A 16,186-nucleotide genomic window follows, 5' to 3' on the forward strand; every position below is an offset into this window, starting at 1 on the left:
CGGCCGATTTAGGCACGCCGGAGCCGCCTGACCAGCGGCATGCGGACTTTCTGAGCCTCCTTCGCAGGAGAGGATATGGGGGGATTACGCGACTGGCACCACGCCCGCATCGAGCGCGCTGCGCACACGGGCGCCCAGCTCGGCCATGGTGAAGGGCTTGGGCAGCACCGGCAGATCGTCGGCGACGCCGCCGCCTTCGCCCAAAATGTCGGCGGGGTTGCCGCTCATGAACAGCAATTTGAGCTCCGGGCGGCGCTTGCGCGCCATCGCCGCGAGCTGACGGCCAGTCATCCCCGGCATCAGCACATCGGTGAGCAGCAGATCGATCCGCGCATGCGTGGCGAGCGTCTCCAGCGCGGCATCGGGATCCTCGGCGTCCATCGCAACATAGCCGAGCTCGCGCAGGGCATCGACGGCGAGCGCCCGGACCTGGACCTCATCGTCCACGACCAGCACGATTTCGCTGCCGCGCGCATGCTCGAGCTGGCGCTCCGAGGCCGGGGTCCAGACCTCCGGCTTGGCGCTGCCGGTGTAGCGCGGCAGATAGAGCTGGACGGTGGTGCCATGGCCCGGTTCCGAAAGCAGCGCGACATGACCACCCGACTGGCGGACAAAGCCATAGACCTGGCTGAGCCCGAGCCCGCTCCCCTTGCCGGTCTCCTTGGTGGTGAAGAAGGGTTCGAAGGCGCGATCGGCGACTTCGCGCGGCATGCCGTGGCCGGTATCCTGCACGGTGATCCGGACATAATCGCCCGGCGGGACTTCGCCTTGGTCGCCGAGATGCATGTTGGCGGTCGCCAGCGTCAGCCGCCCGCCTTCGGGCATCGCGTCGCGCGCATTGACGCACAGATTGACCAGCGTGCTTTCGAGCTGGCTGGCATCGACGAAGCTGGGCCAAAGCCCCGGCGCCGGGCGGACGGCGAACTCGATATCGCCGCCGATCGTGCGACGGAGCAGCTCCGACATCCGCCGGACCAGCGCGCTCGCGTCGACCGCCGTCGGCGCAAGCGCCTGCCGTCGACCGAAGGCGAGCAGCTGCGCGGTGAGCCGCGCGGCGCGGCGCGCGCCTTCCATCGCGCTTTCGATATGCTGGCCGGCGCGCGAAGCATCCTCGTGCAGGCGGCGGCGCGCGAGATCGAGCGACCCGATGACGATGGCGAGCATGTTGTTGAAGTCGTGCGCGATCCCGCCGGTGAGCTTGCCGAGCGAATCCATCTTTTGGAGTTGGCGCACCTGCGCCTCGGCGGCGGTGCGGCTTTCCCCTTCCTGGAGCAGCTGCGCGTTGGCGCGGGCGAGAGCATCGCGCGCCTCGGCGACATGGGCAGTGCGCAGATGCGCCGCCCGAGTTACGAAATAGGCGACCACCGCGATCGCAATGGCACTCATCACCACCCAGATCGTGAACAGCCGTGCCTGCCATGCCGCCGCGGCAACGCGCGCGTCGAGCAGCCGGCCCTCGGCGTCTTTCATCGCGACGACGATCGCGCGGCACCGCTCCATCACGGCATTGCCGGTGCCGAATTGAGTCATCTGCCCCGCTTCGCTGCGCTTGCCCGCCTCCACCAGCCGGATCCCGACGCCGAGGCGGGCGACGCGTTCGCGCGCGCACGCATCGAGGCGGATTGCGGCGGCGGCCTGGTTCGGGTTGTCGCTGACCAGCGCGAAGAGCGCGGCGAGATCGCGGGAAAGGTTACGCGTGCCGTCTTCATAGGGGCGAAGAAAAGCCCGGTTAGCCGTCACCAGGAAACCGCGCTGGCCCGTCTCCGCATCCTGCAGCCGGGAAAGCACGCGGCTCAGCTGCTCCTGGACCTGAAAGGTATGGCCGACCCATCGATCGGCGCGTTGCTGGCCCTGAAAAAGCACAAGCGTCCCCAGCAGGGCCGCCGCCAGCAAGGCGAAGCTCAGGACAAGCGCCACTAACCCGCCATGAACGCGCGGCTTCACCATCACCTTGTGTTGCCTCAAAGAGGATAAGCAACGCAAGACCTAGCAAATCGGTTTCGAGCTCGACTTAAACAATAATGAGCGATTTGAAATTTTATTCGGGTCCGACCTTGTGCGGTGCGGCACAATACCAATTAGCGACATTCGCACATTTGAATTAATGCCACTCTCGTTTACGTAATCGGAAATTGCGTGAAAAAGGCGCTCGCGCCACGTGCGAGCGGCTATACCATTGGTCTAGAAAGAGGAGCCACTCGATGAAGCTGCCACTCGTTTCCGCCCTGTTGATGACCCTGGCGCTGCCCAGCGCGGCCCAGACCGTCCCTCCTGCGCTGCAGGCTGCGCTCGCAGATGCGCAACGGCCCCAAGCCGACAAGGATCGCGACGCCACCCGCCATCCCGGCGAACTGCTCGCGTTCGCGGGAATCAAGCCAGGAGACAAGGTCGCCGACTTCATCATGGGCGGGGGCTATTTCACCCGGATTCTCGCCAAGACAGTCGGGCCGAACGGTCGCGTCTATGCCTATCAGCCCGCCGAGTTCATCAAGTTCAAGGCGCAATATGGCGAGGACCAGAAGGCAGTGGCCGGCGCCTATGCGAACGTCACCCCGTCCAGCGAGTCACTCGGCGCCTTCGCCTTTCCCGAGCCGCTGGACGCGATCGTGACCGTACAGAATTATCACGATCTCCATCTCGATATGGCGCCGAAGGAACTCGCCGGGATGGCGGCCAGGAAGCTGTACGGCTCGCTCAAGCCCGGCGGCATTCTGCTGGTCGTCGACCATGTCGCGCTGGCCGATCCCGGCTTCACGGCGCCGCAAAAGCTTCACCGCATCGATCCGGCTGCGGCCCGCGCCGAGATCGAAAAGGCCGGCTTCAAGTTCGAGGGCTCGCTGCCGATCCTGGCCGACCCGGCCGATCCGCACACCGCCAGCGTGTTCGATCCCTCGATCCGCGGCAAGACCGACCAGTTCGTCTTCAAGTTCCGCAAGCCGAAATAACCGCCGACGCCCTAGGGCGCAGCCGCCTCGTTCGAGATGCGCTGCGCCTCGGCCTCGAGTTGGTTCATCATCGCCTGGGTCCGCACGCCGACATCGTCCCTGCGGTGCCGCTCCTCGGCGGCGTGCCGCCAGGCATAGAGCGCGACCAGCGCAGCCAGCGCCAGCGTGACGAAACCGGCGATGCGCAGCCAGCGATAGTGCCGATCGGAAGCCATGCCCGCCCTATCGCCCCCGGCCCGACGCCAGGCAAACAAAAAGCCGCCCTCCAGCGTGCGGAGAGCGGCTTTTTTGTTTGCGGTGGTGCAACACCCTCAGTTGAGGCGGGCGAGCCCCGAGATGGTCTTGTCGACCAGTGCCTTGTCGGCCTCAGCACCATGCTTGTCGGCGATGATCGCCGCAGCAGCCTTGGTCGCGGCTTCGGCAGCCTTGGCGCGGACGGCCTGGATCGCCGCACGCTCGGCGGCGGCGATCTTGTCCTCGGCCATCTTGGCGCGGCGCTGGGTCAGCTCGGCGGCATCGGTTTCAGCCTTGGCGAGCACCGCCTTGGCCTCTTCATCGGCGTGCGCGATCATCTGGGCGGCCTGCGCCTCGATCCCGGCGATCTTGCGGGCATATTCGTCGCGCAGCGCTTCGGCCTCGGCACGGAGCTGCTTGGCGTCGTCGAGCCGGGTGCGGATCGCCGCAATCTGATTGTCGAGCCCGCGCGTGACCAGCGCCGGCACCTTCTTCCAGAGCAGGATCAGGATGAACACCGTCATCGCGATCGACACCCAGACGGTGGCGTCCAGCCCGAAGATCGCCGGGTCGGCATGCGCCTCGCTGGGGCCGCCATGCTCGATCGTCACCGCCTTGGTGCCCGTCTCGGGGACAGCCAGCCCCTGGCCATGCTCGGCCTCGGCGAGGTTCTGCGCGACCGGATCGGCCACGGTGGTTGCTGCCTCAGCCATTGAGCGCTGCCTTCACTGCCTTCTTAGCCTCAGCGGCCGTAACATTGGCACCCGACAGGCGTGCGACGATGTCGCGCGCCGCATCGGCTGCGACGGCCTCGATCTCGTCCGATGCCGCGCTGCTCGCCGCAGCGATGCGGGCCTCGGCCTCGGCGATCTTGGCCTCGGCCACGGCATTGGCGGCGGCGAGCGTCTTCTCGGCACTCGCCACACCCGCGGCGCGCGCCTGGGCGACACGGCCGGTCGCGGCTTCGCGCGCGGCGTTTTCCTGGGTGCGCCACTTCTCCTCGGCCAGGTCGGCCGCCGTGCGTGCGGCCTCGGCCGCGGCGAGGTCGTCCGCCACGCTCTTGTCGCGCTGGTCGATCGTCGAGATCACGCGGGGCAGCATGCCCTTGCCGACCACGAAAAAGACGAACCCGAAGGTCACGAGCAGCCAGAAAAGCTGCGACGCGAAGGTTTCGGCGAGCTGGGAGATCTGAGGCATTGCTATCCTATCCAAGTACAGGCCGGGGACGCGCCCCGGCCCGAACCGGAGATGTTACGCGACGAAGATCAGGATCATCGCGACGACGAACGCGAGCAGACCGAGAAGCTCGGCAGCCGCGAAGCCGATGAACAGGCGGCCCTGCTGGCCGTCGGCGGCACCCGGATTGCGCAGCGCGCCCTCGAGGAAGCTGCCGAACACGTTACCCACGCCGATGGCGGCCATGCCGGCGCCGATGGCGGCGAGGCCGGCACCGATGAGCTTGGCGGCTTCGGGCGAGATCATGCTGGCGACAGTGTTCGGTTCCATGTTTCTAAAACTCCTGCTTCTTATTCGTTGGTAACGGGTACGGAAAACTCAGTGCAGATGCTCGGCGTCGTTGATGTACAGCGAAGTCAGCAGCGCGAAGACATAGGCCTGGATTCCAGCGACCAGTATCTCGAGCGCCGAGATGCCGACCATCAGCACGAAGCTGGGGATGCCGACGCCAAGGCCCGGAATGATCCCGGCATTGCCGGCGTTGATCACGAAGCCGGCGAGAACCTTGAGCAGGATGTGCCCCGCGATCATCGCGACGAACAGTCGCAGACCCAGCGAGAAGGGGCGCACCATGAACGAGACGAACTCGATCACCGGGATCAGCCAGATCAGCCACAGCGGCGTGCCATGCGGCACGAACAGCGAGAAGAAGTGGAGGCCATGCTTCCAGAAGCCGACGATCAGCACGATCGAGAAGCTCATGATCGCGAGCACGCCGGTCACCGAGAAATGGCTGGTGAAGGTGAAGGGATGGATGCCGACGAGCCCGAAGGGCAGCAGGCCGAGCACGTTCGCGAACAGGATGAACATGAACAGCGAGAAGATATAGGGCAGATACTTCCGCCCCTCCGCGCCGATATTCGCGTGCAGCATCGAATCGATGAAGCTTACGAAATTCTCGACGAGCATCTGGCCGCGGCCGGGCACGACCTGGCGCTTCATGCCAAGCAGCATGAACGCCCAGAGGACGATAGCCGCGGCGCACATCCACAGTGCCGAATTGGTGAAGGCGATCTGGTGTCCGGCAATCGAAAAGCCGTCCCAAATCGTCTGCACCTCGAACTGGTGCATCGGGTCGATCTTGCCTGCCACGCTCGTTCGTCCGCCTCATTAGCCAAAGCGCCCGAAAGTTACTCCGAGCGCTGGTTCGAAATCCTGATGATGTTCCTGAAGGCACTGGCTATTCCGAGGAACAGCAGCACCAGCAGGAGCCACGGGGAGGTTCCCAGCAGATAATCGAGCGTACCGCCGATCACTGCCCCTCCTACCATGCTTCCGATCAGCTCGGCGAGCACGCGGTTGCCGAGGCGATAGCTAGCATCGCCCTTGCTGTCCGCGGCGCCGTTCCTGACCGCCTCCTCCGCCTTTGCCCGCCGCAGCCGCTCGTCGAGCGCGGCAATTCGGGCATCCTCGGAAAGGGGTTCTAGTCCGGGCTCGTTTTCGGCCATTTCGCCTCTCCCTTCATGCCGTTACCGGCGGTCCAGGCGCATGTGCCGAGGGCGAGCCCGCCAAGGCAGGGGCGCTTTAGGAAGCGCGTGCGGGCGAGTCAACCGTTGCGCCACTGCGCACGGATCGGGAAGGGCGCTTCCAGGCCGTTCCCCGGCGGAAGCCGGGTCCTTTTGGCGCCTCGTAACCGCGCTATCAAGACAGCCGCGTGAACGGGGGCTGACTTTTGTCGCGCCCGTGCGCCGCGACGTTTGACAGCGGGTCTGCGCTCGGGAACAGTCGCGCCTCCATGATCCGGGATAGACGATGCTCCGATCCTTGCTCCTCGCGACTGCGGCGATGACTCTCGCGATTCCCGCCGCCGCCGATCCGGTCCATGATGCGACCCAGCGCGCGCTGCCCGAGCTGATGACCTTCTATCGCGACTTCCACGCGCACCCCGAACTCAGCCTCCACGAGGTCCAGACCGCCGCCAAGCTCGCCGCCGAGGCGCGCAAGGCAGGCTATAAGGTCACCGAAAAGGTCGGCGGGACCGGCGTGGTCGCGGTGCTGGAGAACGGCCCCGGCCCGGTGGTGCTGATCCGCGCCGACATGGACGGGCTGCCGGTGATCGAGGATACCGGCCTGCCCTTCGCCTCCAAGGTGCGCACCACCACCGACGACGGCGTCGAGACCGGAGTGATGCACGCCTGCGGCCACGACACCCATATGGCGAGCTGGATCGGCACGCTGCGCAATCTCGCGGCGATGAAGCGCCAGTGGCACGGCACGGTGGTGATGATCGCCCAGCCCGCCGAGGAGCGCGGCATGGGCGCGCGGATGATGCTGGAGGACGGGCTGTTCACGCGCTTCCCCAAGCCGCAATTCGCGCTTGCCTTTCACGACAGCGCCAGCCTGCCCGCCGGCCAGATCGGCGTGACCCCGGGATACGCCCTCGCCAATGTCGATTCGGTCGACATCAGCGTGAAGGGCGTGGGCGGGCACGGCGCCTATCCGCAGACGACCAAGGACCCGATCGTGCTCGCCGCGCGGATCGTCACTTCGCTCCAGACGCTGGTCAGTCGCGAAGTCGATCCGCAGGAAGCCGCGGTGGTGACCGTTGGCATGATCAAGGGCGGATCGACGCACAACATCATCGGCAGCGACGTGACGATGCTGCTCACCGTCCGCAGCTTCAAGCCCGAGATACGCAAATTGCTGCTCGACGGCATCGCGCGCATCGCCAAGGGCGAGGCGATCGCCGCGGGCGTCCCCGAAGACCGCATGCCCGAAGTGAAGGTGCGCGACAATTTCACTCCGGCGACGTTCAACACCCAGCCGCTTGCGGACAAGATGAAGGCGCTGTGGACGACCCGCTTCGGCGCGGACCGCGTGGTCGAGACCAAGGCCGTGATGGGCGGCGAGGATTTCAGCCGCTACTGGCTGGCCGACAATGCGATCCAGAGCCTGATCTTCTGGGTGGGCGGCGTGCCTGCCGACAAATGGGCGGCCTCCGACAACGGCAAGAAGGCCCTGCCCTCGCTCCACAGCGCCTTTTGGGCGCCCGACGCCGAGGCTGTGGTCGGCACTGCGACCGAGGCGATGACCGCGGCGGCGCTGGACATCCTTAACAAATAGCCGACGCGCATCGGTAACACTGTGAAACGAACGGCACAAAAGCCCGCGGCCTGCGTTGAGGCCAAAAGGTTTTTCCCCGGAGTAAATGCGTTGGCGGAGGAAAATATCGTCGCGGTCGGACTGCTGACGAATCGTGATCTGGATCGGTTGGGGAGTGGCTTCCGTCGCTGCTTCCCGGTGACCGACGATTCGAAATTCGAGGAACTGCTTCGCGCGATCGACGAGGCCGATGCGGGCAGCGCGCTGCGAATCGAAGCAGGCACGGCGACGCCGCGGTCGGGCGGCCGCACCACCGGCTAAGGCATCGCGAAATATTTGTCGCGGGCACATGGTTCCCGCGGCGTTCGCGATACAATGCAAGGCATGACCGGCGGAGTATCCCGGATGGCGCCGCGCCGCACCGCGCATGGAGACGGCTTGCCCGATCCAGGCTTGATCCCGCGCGTCCGCAGTGCTTTTTCGAGTCCGTCGTGACCGAAGCGCAATTCTCCTCCGCTCCAGGGCAGCTGCCGCGCAGGCCGCGCAAGAACCTGTTGCTGGCCGCCTCGGTCGAGGCTGGCGCGCTGCGGGTCGCGGTGCGAATCCGCAACCTCTCCGAAACCGGCGCGATGCTCGACGGCGCCACCCTGCCCGATCCCGGCACGACCTTCACGCTGCGCCGCGCCGACGTATCGATGAGCGCGACGGTGGTGTGGATCGCCTCCGGACGCTGTGGCGTCCGCTTCAACGACGCCACCATCTCGGTCGACGAGTGGGTGACCGGCACCTTGATCCCCTCTTTCCTGGGGCATCAGGGCCAGGCGCGGGTCGACGCGATCCAGACCGCGGTGCGCAGCGGCGCAGCGCTGCCCGAAGCGCCCAAACAGGCCGCCCCGCAATCGACCAGCGAGCTCGAGACGCGGATCACCGAGGAGATCGTCTATGTCCGCCGCCTGCTCGACGAGCTGGGCGAAGGACTGGTCGAGGACCCGCACGTGCTCCAGCGGCATATGCAGGCGCTGCAGAATCTCGACCGTGCCAGCCAGGTGCTCGACCATCTCGGAACGATCCTGACGTCGCCGGACCGGGTGGCCGCGGCCGAGGCGGTGGCGATGCAGGATCTGCGCGAGCGGCTGCTGCGCAAGACCTAGAGGGCTTCTCCCGTCCGGGTAGCTGGTCAGCCGATCGCCACCGCGTCGATCGCGTCCTCGGCCTTTTCGGGGCGGATATAGATCGAGCTGAGGATCGGCATGCGCGCCTTGAGGTCGCGCTCGATCCCCTCGATCAAGGTTTCGCCTTCGCCCATCGTCAGCTTGTCGTCGAAATCGGCGCTGATCGCGACGAAGACGCGATCCGGGGCGGTGTGGATCGTGCGGACATGGTTGACCCGGACGATCTCGGGGCGCGCATCCAGCATCGCGCGAACCTTGGCGATCAGATCGGGCCGCGCCCGCTCGCCGATCAGCAGCCCCTTCAATTCGCGGGCGAGCAAGGTGGCGACCGCGGCGAGGATCACGCCGATCACGATAGAGGCGGCGCCGTCGATCCGCGGGTCGCCCCAATAATGGCTCGCCCAGATGCCGAGGCCCGCGACGAACAGTCCTGCGAGCGCCGCTGAATCCTCGAACAGCACGATGAACCCCGCCGGATCCTTCGACTCGCGGATCGCCGCCCACCACGGACTATCGCCCTTCGAAGCGGCGAATTCGCGCATCGCGATCCACCAGCTGGTGCCTTCGAGCAGGACCGCGACGCCGAGAACGATATAGTTGACCAGCGGATCACGCAGTTCCTCGGGATGCTGGATGTGCCTCCAGCCCTCATAGACCGAGACGCCCGCGCCCAATCCGAAGATCAGGATCGCGACGACGAACGCCCAGAAATAGAGCTCACGCCCATAGCCGAACGGGTGATCGGCATCGGGGGGCGCTTCGCGCGCTTCTGGCCGTAGAGCAGCAACCCCTGGTTGCCGCTGTCGACCAGGCTGTGCACGCCTTCGGTGAGCATCGAGGAAGAGCCGGTGATCGCCGCCGCCACGAACTTGGCGACGGCGATCCCGACATTGGCCGCGAGAGCGGCATAGAGGACGATGTTGGCGCGCCAGCCGGACGCGGGGCACGCTCCCATTCAGATCCGCCTCAGAGGCCGATCTTGGACAAGATCTTACCGAACATGCCGCGGGTCCCGACCGGGCCGGCAGCGAGCTTGGCTTCCTTCTTCTCGTCATACCCCGAGCTTTCGGGGATCGAGTGGTTGTGCACCGGCTGAGTCGATGCGGGCGGATCCGACGCGTCCATCGACTCGTCGAGCGCGCGGTCGAGCCGGGCTTCCTTGCTCTCGGGGTTGCGTGCGAGCCGCTCGGCAATCGAGGTATCGGTGCCGGCATCGGCCGACCCCACCGCCGCGCGGGTTTCGCTTTCGGGGCCCGGCACCACCGACATTTTATCCAGAGCCGGCTCCATCGGGTTCGCGTTCATGATCACTCTCCTGAGCGTTGCCTAGCTGTAACGACCGTGCCGCGATTCGCGTTCCCTGGCCGGCAACCCACGGACACAAAAGAAAAACGGCCCGGCGAGTTTCCCCGCCGGGCCGTCTTGGTCGCTGCCCTGAGGGCAGGATCAGTTGCGCGAGCTGCCGAACAGCCGCAGCAGGAAGAGGAACATGTTGATGAAGTCGAGATAGAGGTTCAGCGCCCCCATGATCACGACCTTGTCGCGGCTCTCACCCGCCGTGGTATAGGCGTACATGCTCTTGATCTTCTGCGTGTCATAGGCGGTGAAGCCCGCGAAGATCAGCACGCCGATCACGCTGATCACCAGGCCCATCGGCCCTGACTGGACGAACAGGTTGACGATCGAGGCGACGATCAGCCCGACCAGGCCCATCACCAGGAAGGTGCCGAAGCCCGAAAGATCGCGCTTGGTGGTGTAGCCCCACAGGCTCAGCCCGGCGAAGCCGGCGGCAGTCCCGAAGAACACCCCGGCGATCGAGCTGTCGGTATAGGTGAGGAAGATCGTCGAGAGCGACGCGCCGAGCAGGCCGGCATAGGCCCAGAACAGGATTTGGAGCGTGCTCGCCGACAGGCGGTTCGCGCCGAAGCTCATTGCCAGGACGATGCCGAGCGGAGCGAGCATCACGACGAAGCCGAGCGCGGTAAGGCCGATGCGGCCATCGACGCCGACCTGATACAGCAGCTGCATCAGGCTCGACTTGGCGAAGAGCAACGCGACGACGCCGGTCAGCAACACGCCCGAGAGCATGTAGTTATAGACCGACAGCATGTACGACCTGAGCCCCGCGTCATAGTCCGCGGCGCGCGCGCCGGCGCCCGCAAAAGGCGCGGCACTGCGGGGATCCGACCAGTTTGCCATTCGAAAACTCCTTTGCCCGGCGCTTCGCCGGATAGAGGTGAATATCGGGCCGAAACGAAGGCGTTTCAAGCGAAACCGAAGTATTAACCTCGCTTGGCGCGCAAGTGCTTGATCGCAGGCGCCGCGGGCCATAGCTCGGGCGGTGCGCGGCCGTGTTTTTCGTGGGAGTTTTCCATGCACCGTCTCTTCGTCGGCCTGCGACCGCCGGCAGCGGTGCGCGCGCAATTGCTGGCGCTGATGGGCGGGATCCCCGGCGCGCGCTGGCAGAGCGACGCGCAGCTCCACATCACGCTGCGCTTCATCGGCGAAGTCGAGCGGCCGGTGGCCGAGGACGCCGCGCTGATCCTCTCGCAGGTCCATGCCGCGCCGATCGAAGCAACGATCGACGGCGTCGGCCAGTTCGACAGCCGCGGACGGCCCAATGCGGTTTGGGCGGGGGTGCGGCCGCACGGCCCGCTGGCCGAACTCCACAAGAAGATCGACCAGGCACTGGTCCGCTGCGGGCTCGAACCCGAGCGGCGCGCCTATCTGCCGCATATTACCCTGGCGCGCATGAACGCGGCCTCGGGCGCCGCCGATCGCTTCCTCGCCGCACAAGCGGGCCTGACGAGTGCGCCGTTCGTGCTCGATCACTTCCTGCTGTTCGAAAGCCAGCTCGGGCGCGAGGGCGCGAGCTACGAGTTGGTCGAGCGTTATCCGCTGGGCTGAGCGCGCGACAAGCCAGCCGGACAAGTCGACGCGGCATGCAAGCGGAACACGCCGCTCGGCACGGTGCGGGCGCCGCTCTCGGCGACCTCATAGCGCGCGAGCAGGCCGAGCCGGGCTTGGGGGAGATGCGCGCGCCACGGATCGCCAATGCGGACGTCGATGCCGGCGGCGAGGCATTTGTCGAGAAACGCAGTGACGCGCGCGGCGGTGGCTTCGTCATAGAACAGGTCGCCGACCAGCACGAGGTCGACGGCGGGCGGGTCTCCGGCCGTGAGATCGGCGTGGAGCGGGGCTATCGTGACGCCGTTGAGCGCGGCGTTCAGGGGCAGCGCGGCGATGGCATAGCGATCGGTGTCCGCCCCGATGACTTCGGCGGCGCCGGCTAGCGCCGCAGCGATCGCGACCAGCCCAGCACCGGTGCCGAGATCGAGCACGCGCCTGCCGGCGACCGTCTCCGGGCGATCCAGCACGAACCGGGCAAGCGCGAGGCCGCCGGCCCAATGATAGGCCCAATAGGGCGAGCCGAAGCTATCGTCTTGCTCTTCGAGGTTGCGCAGCCCGCTGGCCGGCGCGGCCTTGTGGAGGCGGATTTCGGGGATGCCGGGCACCGGCGCCGCGGGCAAGCGAGTGCGGATGAAGTCGGTTGGGTCAAGCGGCACGCGCGAAGCTTAGGCGATGGGGGCGGCAACTCCAATCCTCCCTCGTCACGGGGGCAACGAAGGAGGCGGCAAGCGATCCATAGGCCCCCGCGATTCCTCCCCCTCCGTCAGTCTGCGACTGACACCTCCCCCTGGCGGGCGAGGATCGGACGCCTCTCTTCAAATCCGCTTTCGTAAACCGGGTATGCTCTGCTAGCCTGCCGTAAAACAAGCATATCCGGAGAGGAATCATGGCGACAGAACTGCGTGCGCCCGCCGAGGCGAAGGCCAGTCCCTATGCCTGGTATGTGCTTTTCGTGCTGTTCCTGGTCTATGCGCTCAACTTTATCGACCGCCAGATCCTGACGATCCTCGCGCCGCATATCCGCCGCGACCTCGGGCTGGCGCAGGCGGATATCGGCTTTCTCTACGGCACCGCGTTCGGCGTGTTCTATGCGCTGTTCGGCATTCCGCTGGGGCGGTTGGCGGACAATTGGCACCGGGTGCGGCTGATGACGATCGGACTTGCCCTATGGTCGGCGATGACCGCGCTTTCCGGGCTCGCGCGCAGCGGCGTCCAGCTGGCCGGCGCGCGGATCGGCGTGGGCATCGGCGAGGCGACGGCGAGCCCCTCGGCCTATTCGCTGATCTCGGACTGGTTCCCCAAGCGCCAGCGCGCCACCGCGCTCGCCATCTATTCGGCGGGCATCTATTTCGGCGGCGGCTTCTCGCTGTTCATCGGCGGATCGATCGCCGACAAATGGAACCTCGCTTATCCGCAAGGCGGCCCCTGGGGGCTGATCGGGTGGCAGGCGGGGTTTCTTGCGGTGGGCCTGCCCGGCCTGCTGCTGGCGGCATGGGTGGCGACGCTGCGCGAGCCGTTGCGAGGGCGCAGCGACGGGGTGATCGCGCCCAAGCACCCTGCCCCGTTCCGCAGCTTCCTGGCCGAGCTGGTGACGATCATCCCGCCGCTGACGCTGATCGGCGCGGTGCGCAACCGCGCGCTGACCGCCAATCTGATTGCGCTGGCAGTGACCGCGCTGCTCTGCTTCGCCGCGATCCGGATCGACGGGCCGCGCTCGATCTACCAATGGCTGGCGATCGCGATCGGTGGCTATGCGGTGTTCTCCTGGGCATCGGCGCTGCGCCGCCGCGATGCGCCGACCTTCCGACTGATCGTCGGGACGCCGGCATTTCTGTGCATCGTCCTTGCCTATGGCCTCAATGCCTTCCTTGCCTATGCCATTGCTGGGTTCGCGCCGAGCTATGCCGAGCATGTCTTCGGCGTGACCGCGCGCGAGGCCGGGCTGTTCATCGGCGGGCCGGCAATCCTGGCCGGCTTTCTGGGCGTGACCTTTGGCGGAATCGCCGCCGACCGGCTGCGCCAGCGCCACGCCTCGGGGCGGATCATGGTGGTGCTGTTCGGCGCGATTGCGCCGGTGCTGCCGATCGCGATCGCCTTCACAACGCCCGACAAGACGATGTTCTACCTGATGCTGCCGCTCGCCCAGATCCTGGGCAGCTGCGCGTTGGGATCGGCGGCGGCGGCGACGCAGGACCTCGTGCTGCCGCGGATGCGCGGCACGGCCACCGCCGCCTTCTTCATCGGCACGACGCTGATCGGGCTTGCGCTCGGCCCCTATCTGGCCGGACGCATCGCCGATCTGACCGGCAGCCTGTCGATCGGCATCCTGTCGCTGCTCGCCACACTGCCGCTGGCGCTGGCCGCTGCGATCGCGGCGCTGCGGCTGGTCCCCGCCGCCGAGGCGAGCCGCGAGGCTCGCGCCCAGCTGGCCGGCGAGCCGATCTAGATCACATCGACTGGAAGACGCCGCAGGCCAGGCGCCCGCCCGAATTGCCCGAGGGATCGGTCTTGTAATCGTCCTCACCGGCATGGATGACGATCGAGGCACCGTCCTGGTCCATCAATTGGGCAAAGGTGCCGCCGGGCAGCGTGAAGATGGTGCGGTCGCCGCCGGCTTCGTCGACGCGCATATTGGGCATGTCGCCGGCATGCGGGCCCGCGGCATTGTCCTTGCCGTGCTGGTGCGTGGTGGGGTTCCAATGGCCGCCGGCGCTGGCGAAATCGGGCGCGTCGCACTTGCCGACGGTGTGGATGTGGGTGCCGTGCGGCCCCTTGGGCAGGCCATGCGCCTCGACCATCACGCGGATCGTGCCGTCGACTTCCTCGGCAACCGCGGTGCCGACCTTGGTGCCCGCTGCATCGCGCAGATCGGCCGAGGCACGATAATGGCCCGCCATATAGCGCGCATTTTGCTCGGGCGTCGCGCATGCGCCCAGACCCAGCACCGTCACACAGGCGGCCGTTGCCGCAAATATCCGCACGCCGTTCATCACCCGACTCCCTGAAAACTCTGCGTCTCTAATGGCGCGGGGGCGGCGCGGTTCCAAGGGGGTTGCGCCGGAGAAACGTCAGGCCGCGATCAGCGTAGGCGATCGGGACGCTGCGGCGCCGCTGGGAAATGCAGCGTGCGGCCACCCAGATGGACATGGCGAGGATAGGCGGCGTGGATCGCGTCGGCGACCAGTGGATTGAACCGCTGGTCGAACAGTATGTCGCCGCGATCGCCATCGGTGACGAAGAAGCCGAATGCTCCGCGCCGCACCATCGCAGCGAAGCGCTGCTCGTCATAGCGGCCGAAGCTGGCGAGCTCGGCGACGATCGCCGGCTCCCATTGCAGGGGCTTGCCCGCGCGAAGCAGCAAGGTCGCATCATCCGAGATCACCGGCCGATCGCTTTGCCGGATGCGGGCGACGATCGTATCGAGTTCGCGCCGCTGGGCGTCGGCCGCGGCGCGATCGGGCAGCGACTGCGCGCCCCAGACCTGGAGCGGCAATCCGAGCGCGAACAGCGCGTATAGGAGCAGGCTGGGCGCTGCGGCCAAGCCGCTGGCGGCGCGCAACAGCGGGATAGCGGCGAACCCGGCCAGCATGCAGATCTGGGTGAACCAGTCGATCAGATAGTTGTCGCTCGCGCCCGATTTGAGGATCGCCGGCAGCATCAGCGTCTTCAGCGCCAGCGTCGCCAGGACGATCGCGAGGGCAAGCTGCGCCGGTTCGGCGGTGCGAAGATCGCGCCAGCGACGCATGCCGATGGTCGGGAAGGCAGCCGCCGCGCCGATGGCGGCAAGCGCGAGCAGCACGATATTGGCGAGCAGCGTCGCCGCCAGTGCCCCGGCATGATCCCAGAGGATCCGGTTCACATTGTAGCTGACGATGTTGAGCAGGAAGCCGCCGCGCGTTGCGCTCTCGACAGCGGCCAGCACGATCAGACCGCTCGCGATCGACACCGCCGCCATCGTCCAGGCGCGCCTCGGGCTTGCGAGCAGGAGCACGACGAAGGCGGCGGCGGGCGCGGGAAAGCAGGTCTGGCGCGTGTAGAGCGCCGCAGTAAAGGCGAGGCCCGCAGCGACGGTTGCGGCCAGCGAACGCGGCGCGTGGCAGGCGAGAAACATGCCCGCGAGCGTGAAGACGCAGGCGAGCAAATCGACGCGCATGAGCAGCGCCCAGCTGTCGAGCAGCGGCATGGTGGCGAAGGCCAGCCCGGCGATCGCCGCCGCGCCCAGCCGGATGCCGCGCGGTTCGCCGCCGACCATGCGCGCGGTGAGCACGCCGACGAGGAGTGCGCACACGCCGGTACAGACCAGCGAGAGCAGCCGACCGGCGTAGAGCGCGTCGATGCCGGTGGCCCAGCCGGTCGCGGCCGCGGCGAGATGATAGAGCGGCGGATACTCATAGGCGATCGCCGGATAGACGCCGATCGGGCGATATGCCTGGCCGGCGAGCATGTCGCGCATCTGCTGCCAGACGACGCCCTCGCCATAATCGAAGCCATAGGGAAAGCTGAGCGCGAGCCCGGCATGGGCCGCCAATCGGACCAGGCCGAGGACAAAGACGATCGCCGCGATCGCAAGCACCGCGCGGCTCGCCGCCGTTGTTCGAATCGGTGCCATCCCGGTTTCTGCCATCCCCCCGGTCGCGACCCTATGCC

Annotated in this window: 18 protein-coding genes and 1 pseudogene; 6 read left to right on the forward strand and 13 right to left on the reverse strand. The window is 66.9% G+C overall.

The genetic code is table 11. The features are described 5' to 3' along the window. Positions 1 to 84: 84 nt before the first annotated feature. Positions 85 to 1,917 carry a CHASE3 domain-containing protein gene (locus AB2M62_RS13185; protein ID WP_404334410.1) on the reverse strand — a complete coding sequence of 611 codons (1,833 nt, stop codon included), beginning with the start codon at positions 1,915 to 1,917 and terminating at the stop codon, positions 85 to 87. Positions 1,918 to 2,201: 284 nt separating this feature from the next. On the opposite strand from AB2M62_RS13185, the gene AB2M62_RS13190 reads away from it, so the two are divergent. After that, positions 2,202 to 2,945, forward strand: coding sequence for a class I SAM-dependent methyltransferase (locus AB2M62_RS13190; protein WP_404334412.1), 744 nt, complete (start codon positions 2,202 to 2,204; stop codon positions 2,943 to 2,945). An 11-nt stretch (positions 2,946 to 2,956) separates the two neighbouring features. On the opposite strand, the gene AB2M62_RS13195 is transcribed toward AB2M62_RS13190, so the two are convergent. The 6 genes from AB2M62_RS13195 to AB2M62_RS13220 all read right to left on the reverse strand — a co-directional run bounded on the left by AB2M62_RS13195 (position 2,957) and on the right by AB2M62_RS13220 (position 5,863). Beyond that, entirely contained in the window at positions 2,957 to 3,160 is a 204-nt protein-coding gene (locus AB2M62_RS13195) for a hypothetical protein (protein WP_404334414.1), read from the reverse strand. Positions 3,161 to 3,256: 96 nt separating this feature from the next. Continuing rightward, the gene (locus tag AB2M62_RS13200) at positions 3,257 to 3,892 is read right to left on the reverse strand and encodes a F0F1 ATP synthase subunit B (protein ID WP_404334416.1); all 636 of its coding nucleotides are present in this window, start codon (positions 3,890 to 3,892) and stop codon (positions 3,257 to 3,259) included. Beyond that, positions 3,885 to 4,376 carry an ATPase gene (locus tag AB2M62_RS13205; RefSeq protein WP_404334418.1) on the reverse strand — a complete coding sequence of 164 codons (492 nt, stop codon included), beginning with the start codon at positions 4,374 to 4,376 and terminating at the stop codon, positions 3,885 to 3,887. Before AB2M62_RS13205 ends, AB2M62_RS13200 begins: the two co-directional genes overlap by 8 nt. A gap of 54 nt (positions 4,377 to 4,430) precedes the next feature. Next, complete coding sequence (locus AB2M62_RS13210) at positions 4,431 to 4,658, reverse strand: F0F1 ATP synthase subunit C (protein WP_254292488.1); 228 nt, start codon at positions 4,656 to 4,658, stop codon at positions 4,431 to 4,433. Between the two features lie 75 nt (positions 4,659 to 4,733). Then, positions 4,734 to 5,486 carry a F0F1 ATP synthase subunit A gene (locus AB2M62_RS13215; protein ID WP_404339936.1) on the reverse strand — a complete coding sequence of 251 codons (753 nt, stop codon included), beginning with the start codon at positions 5,484 to 5,486 and terminating at the stop codon, positions 4,734 to 4,736. 59 nt (positions 5,487 to 5,545) lie between these two features. Further along, a complete protein-coding gene (locus AB2M62_RS13220) occupies positions 5,546 to 5,863 on the reverse strand; it encodes an AtpZ/AtpI family protein (RefSeq protein WP_404334420.1) in 318 nt (105 codons plus the stop codon). Positions 5,864 to 6,167: 304 nt separating this feature from the next. Here AB2M62_RS13220 and AB2M62_RS13225 point away from each other — a divergent pair, with 304 nt between their 5' ends. The 3 genes from AB2M62_RS13225 to AB2M62_RS13235 all read left to right on the forward strand — a co-directional run bounded on the left by AB2M62_RS13225 (position 6,168) and on the right by AB2M62_RS13235 (position 8,608). Further along, positions 6,168 to 7,478, forward strand: coding sequence for an amidohydrolase (locus AB2M62_RS13225; RefSeq protein ID WP_404334422.1), 1,311 nt, complete (start codon positions 6,168 to 6,170; stop codon positions 7,476 to 7,478). A 177-nt stretch (positions 7,479 to 7,655) separates the two neighbouring features. Beyond that, on the forward strand, positions 7,656 to 7,778 hold the full coding sequence (locus AB2M62_RS13230) for a hypothetical protein (protein ID WP_404334424.1): 123 nt from the start codon (positions 7,656 to 7,658) through the stop codon (positions 7,776 to 7,778). A 170-nt stretch (positions 7,779 to 7,948) separates the two neighbouring features. Beyond that, positions 7,949 to 8,608 carry a PilZ domain-containing protein gene (locus AB2M62_RS13235; RefSeq protein ID WP_404334426.1) on the forward strand — a complete coding sequence of 220 codons (660 nt, stop codon included), beginning with the start codon at positions 7,949 to 7,951 and terminating at the stop codon, positions 8,606 to 8,608. Positions 8,609 to 8,634: 26 nt separating this feature from the next. Here AB2M62_RS13235 and AB2M62_RS13240 read toward each other — a convergent pair. The 3 genes and pseudogenes from AB2M62_RS13240 to AB2M62_RS13250 all read right to left on the reverse strand — a co-directional run bounded on the left by AB2M62_RS13240 (position 8,635) and on the right by AB2M62_RS13250 (position 10,828). Continuing rightward, positions 8,635 to 9,584, reverse strand: a pseudogene (locus AB2M62_RS13240) (cation diffusion facilitator family transporter). An 11-nt stretch (positions 9,585 to 9,595) separates the two neighbouring features. Beyond that, positions 9,596 to 9,934: a hypothetical protein gene (locus AB2M62_RS13245; RefSeq protein WP_404334428.1), complete on the reverse strand. Its 339-nt coding sequence runs from the start codon at positions 9,932 to 9,934 to the stop codon at positions 9,596 to 9,598. 141 nt (positions 9,935 to 10,075) lie between these two features. Beyond that, on the reverse strand, positions 10,076 to 10,828 hold the full coding sequence (locus AB2M62_RS13250) for a Bax inhibitor-1 family protein (protein WP_404334430.1): 753 nt from the start codon (positions 10,826 to 10,828) through the stop codon (positions 10,076 to 10,078). A 174-nt stretch (positions 10,829 to 11,002) separates the two neighbouring features. Here AB2M62_RS13250 and thpR point away from each other — a divergent pair, with 174 nt between their 5' ends. Then, complete coding sequence (thpR, locus tag AB2M62_RS13255) at positions 11,003 to 11,536, forward strand: RNA 2',3'-cyclic phosphodiesterase (RefSeq protein WP_404334432.1); 534 nt, start codon at positions 11,003 to 11,005, stop codon at positions 11,534 to 11,536. On the opposite strand, the gene AB2M62_RS13260 is transcribed toward thpR, so the two are convergent. Beyond that, entirely contained in the window at positions 11,521 to 12,195 is a 675-nt protein-coding gene (locus tag AB2M62_RS13260; protein WP_404334434.1) for a class I SAM-dependent methyltransferase, read from the reverse strand. The two genes, thpR and AB2M62_RS13260, sit on opposite strands and share 16 nt — an antisense overlap. 230 nt (positions 12,196 to 12,425) lie before the next feature. Here AB2M62_RS13260 and AB2M62_RS13265 point away from each other — a divergent pair, with 230 nt between their 5' ends. Continuing rightward, positions 12,426 to 13,985 carry a spinster family MFS transporter gene (locus AB2M62_RS13265; RefSeq protein WP_404334436.1) on the forward strand — a complete coding sequence of 520 codons (1,560 nt, stop codon included), beginning with the start codon at positions 12,426 to 12,428 and terminating at the stop codon, positions 13,983 to 13,985. Between the two features lies 1 nt (position 13,986). On the opposite strand, the gene AB2M62_RS13270 is transcribed toward AB2M62_RS13265, so the two are convergent. Next, positions 13,987 to 14,529: a superoxide dismutase family protein gene (locus tag AB2M62_RS13270; protein WP_404334438.1), complete on the reverse strand. Its 543-nt coding sequence runs from the start codon at positions 14,527 to 14,529 to the stop codon at positions 13,987 to 13,989. A gap of 89 nt (positions 14,530 to 14,618) precedes the next feature. After that, the gene (locus AB2M62_RS13275; RefSeq protein ID WP_404334441.1) at positions 14,619 to 16,148 is read right to left on the reverse strand and encodes a hypothetical protein; all 1,530 of its coding nucleotides are present in this window, start codon (positions 16,146 to 16,148) and stop codon (positions 14,619 to 14,621) included. Positions 16,149 to 16,186: the final 38 nt, after the last annotated feature.

The sequence above is a fragment of the Sphingomonas sp. MMS12-HWE2-04 genome (assembly GCF_044881185.1).
Classification (GTDB): Bacteria; Pseudomonadota; Alphaproteobacteria; order Sphingomonadales; family Sphingomonadaceae; genus Sphingomonas.